This is a genomic window from Areca yellow leaf disease phytoplasma, from assembly GCF_041920595.1.
In genome coordinates this window covers 263,387-266,690 of record NZ_CP169277.1, presented here as the reverse complement: position 1 = coordinate 266,690, position 3,304 = coordinate 263,387, and the positions used below count along the sequence as shown (strand labels likewise).

At 26.7% G+C, this 3,304-nt stretch carries 4 protein-coding genes; 3 read left to right on the top strand and 1 reads right to left on the bottom strand.

The window, feature by feature from the left end; translation table 11 throughout:
- Window positions 1-278 precede the first annotated feature (278 nt).
- Window positions 279-506, bottom strand: coding sequence for a hypothetical protein (locus ACEW7V_RS01510; protein ID WP_374695657.1), 228 nt, complete (start codon window positions 504-506; stop codon window positions 279-281).
- Window positions 507-760: 254 nt separating this feature from the next.
- Here ACEW7V_RS01510 and ACEW7V_RS01505 point away from each other — a divergent pair, with 254 nt between their 5' ends.
- The 3 genes from ACEW7V_RS01505 to argS (ACEW7V_RS01495) all read left to right on the top strand — a co-directional run bounded on the left by ACEW7V_RS01505 (window position 761) and on the right by argS (ACEW7V_RS01495) (window position 1,919).
- Window positions 761-895 carry a hypothetical protein gene (locus ACEW7V_RS01505; RefSeq protein ID WP_374695656.1) on the top strand — a complete coding sequence of 45 codons (135 nt, stop codon included), beginning with the start codon at window positions 761-763 and terminating at the stop codon, window positions 893-895.
- Window positions 855-1,004, top strand: a complete 150-nt coding sequence (gene argS, locus ACEW7V_RS01500) for an arginine--tRNA ligase (protein ID WP_374695655.1) — start codon at window positions 855-857, stop codon at window positions 1,002-1,004. The genes ACEW7V_RS01505 and argS (ACEW7V_RS01500) overlap by 41 nt, the downstream gene beginning before the upstream one ends.
- A 615-nt stretch (window positions 1,005-1,619) precedes the next feature.
- Window positions 1,620-1,919 carry an arginine--tRNA ligase gene (argS, locus tag ACEW7V_RS01495; protein WP_374695654.1) on the top strand — a complete coding sequence of 100 codons (300 nt, stop codon included), beginning with the start codon at window positions 1,620-1,622 and terminating at the stop codon, window positions 1,917-1,919.
- The last annotated feature ends 1,385 nt before the right edge of the window (window positions 1,920-3,304 follow it).

Genomic DNA, 3,304 nt, shown 5'->3' with positions numbered 1-3,304 from the left:
TGCTTCGTTTCAGTTACGTATTACTACACTTGTAGGACCATTTCCCACAAATCGGGATATTTTTGGTTTTGTTGTTCTAATTGTAAAAAACAAAATTGAAGCTTTCGTTTAATTCAGGATTGTTTTTGGCTTGTTGATGAAAAAAAACATATAATTTTGTAGTTCGTTAATTGGGTCTTTTAGGATTTTTTCTTTATTTACCCCATTTTTGATAAGCTACAATCATTTGCAAATTAGGTTCCCCAGTCTCTAAATCGTTATTCCTACTACCTCAAAACCTAATTTTTGATAAATATTTTTGAGCGTTTCCAATAACAGTGAGAACATATAAGATAGTATTTCAGAAAAGTTTTAGCAATATTAGGAGAAGAATAATCAATAACTGTGATTTGATTTTGATTGGGGAAATTGCCATAATTAGTTTGTAATCTGTTGATTTTGAGTAATATTTCTGCAGATAATGAAGTTCTTTTAAGTTTGATATTTAAAAAACCGTTTAAAAACATTAATTCTGATTTCGTTTATTGTGACAAGGTTTTTTTGATATCATATCTCATATTAAATAAACAAAAAAGAAAATCCAAAATGCAATCCAAAAAGTTTTATTAGAAGAATTAATTTTACAAGAACGACTGGAAAATGACAAATTTGATTTTCTTTTTACCTTTGTTTGCTTATGCCAAAAAAACCAAAACTAACCTCATATTATTTTTAGAAAATATCAAAAACCTTTGTCACAATAAACGAAATCCAAGAATTAATGTTTTTAAACGGTTTTTTAAATATCAAACTTAAAAGAGCTTCATTATCTTGCGAAATATTACTTCCAAAAATCAACGAATTACAAGCTAATTATGGCAATTTCCCCAATCAAATCAAATCACAAAGTTATTGATTATTCTTCTCCTAATATTGCTAAAAACTTTTCTGTTGGTCATCTGCGTTCTACTGTTATTGGAAACGCTCTCAAAAAATATTTATCAAAAATTAGGTTTTTGAGGTAGTAGGAATCAATCACTTAGAGACTGGGGAACCCAATTTGGTAAAAATGATTGTAGCTTATCAAAAAATGGGGTAACAAAGAAAAAATCCTAAAAGACCCAATTGAACCATAAATTATATGTTTTTTTTTTCATCAACAAGCCAAAAAACAACTTGAATTAAATGAACAAGCCAAATTTTTGTTTTTTAATAATTAGAACAACAAAACCAAAAATATCTCGATTTGTGGAAATGGTTCCGCGAAAGTGTCTTTACAAGAATTTTGCAAAATTTATGATATTTTAGAGGATTTCATTTTGATTTTTCTTGGGAGAATTTTATAATTTTCGACAAATCACTCCTCTTGAAGATAAATAAATAAAAGAAGATCTGTTTTGCTTTATAGAACTTGATAATTTACTCTGGTTTAGTGAAAAACTAATGGCAGCACTTGTATTTAACAAGAGATCTAACTACTTTTAAATATCGTTTTAACACTTTTAATTGTCAAAATGTTTTATATGTTGTAGGCAGCTTGAACAAAAACTTTACTTTATAAACAATTATCCCAAACCAATTGAAAAAATGGGATATCCTGTGACACTAAAATAAAACACATTAATTTTGGTTTAGTTTTGATGGATGGCAAAAAAATTTCTACTAGAAATCACAAATTTACTACCTTAATTGAAGTAATTAATCAAGCTACTATTTTAGCCCAAAAAATCATTGAAGAAAAAAATCCTCATTTATCAAATCTTAACCAAACTGCACGCAAAATCGCTGTAGGAGCCATCATTTTTAACGACCTTAAAAACGATAGACATCTAGATATTGATTTTAATTTAGAAACTATTTTACAATTTAAAGGACAAACAGGACCTTATCTTCAATACACAGCAGCACGTCTAAATTCCCTTTTAAACAAGAAAAACTAGACACAAACTTAATTGACAAAACCATTTATCAAAAAGACCATTATTTTATTTTAGTAAGAATTATTAAGATCAGTTTTCCTTTAATTTTGCAAAAAGCCCAAAAAGACAATATGCTGCAAGTATTTTGGCAAGATATATGTTAAAAATAACTCAAAATGTTAACTTTTTATATTCACAAGAAAAGATTTTAACAGATGAAACCACTACAAACACTAATCTTTGTTAATCCAGCAGTTTTTTATAACTCTTAAAGAAAGTTTAAGTACTTCTTAGGGTTCCTTTTTTAGAAAACATGTAGTACTTTTAAAAAATACCTCTATTTTTTCATAAACAATTAAATCCCAAAAAAAGTCTGCAAAGACTTTTTTTTTTTTGTTAAAATTAAATATTTTTATTTTGGCTTAGGAAGATCAAATCACAAATCCAAAACTAAAAAACTAAAAAACTAAAAGGAAAACCAAACAACAACCCAATAATTAAAAAGAAGGAAGTGATTATTTATTGATAAAAACATTTTTTTAAAAACATTTTCCAAAATACCAATAAAACCAAATGTTAAAAATTACTGCATTATTAATTAGTTTTTATTTTTAATATGGCTGAATTTATCCATATTTGGATATTTCCATATAAAAAATAATTCCAAAAAGAAAACCGTTTTAAAAGTAGGAGTTAACAACAATTCTGCTCCTAATGTTTTTAAAGTTTTAGAACAAAATGAGGGAAAGAAGGCCTCAAAAAAGCTATAAACGGTGAATATATAGTGGGTTTTGATATTGGATTTAATCAATAATATAGCTGATAAACTAGATTTAGAATTAGAATTTGCGTCTTTGATTTTTTGCACTTAATGCCTTGTAAACAAGAAACAATTGACCATCGCAGTTGCGTCTAGTACATAGTAATGAGAAAAGAAAATACGATGTTTCTAAAGCTATATGCAAACTGGAACCAGCATAGTAGTAAGAAAACAAAAGATTTGATGATTTATTGATAATTTAAGAAAAAAGATCCAAACAATAACAAAGAAATAAAAATAAATTATAATGAATTTTGCCAAAAAAAAAGATTTAGGAAAAAGAAAAACCCATTAAATTTATAAATGATTTCTCAAATACTGTTGCAATCCTGTAATTGAAAAATCAAATCAGATACTAATAAAGAAAGAATATGTCATCAAAAATAACGAATTAACAAGTTCATCTGCATGTTTTAACACATTTTTACAGAAAATCAGATATGTTATAACTAGATAATTGTTTAGCTAGATGGGCTTGTGAAATAAATCAAGATTTGACATATTTTGATGTGCATTCTGATAACTTAGAACATTTTACCGGTCCCAAAGGTTTGTAGTAGTAATACGTAACTGAACTGAAGTACAA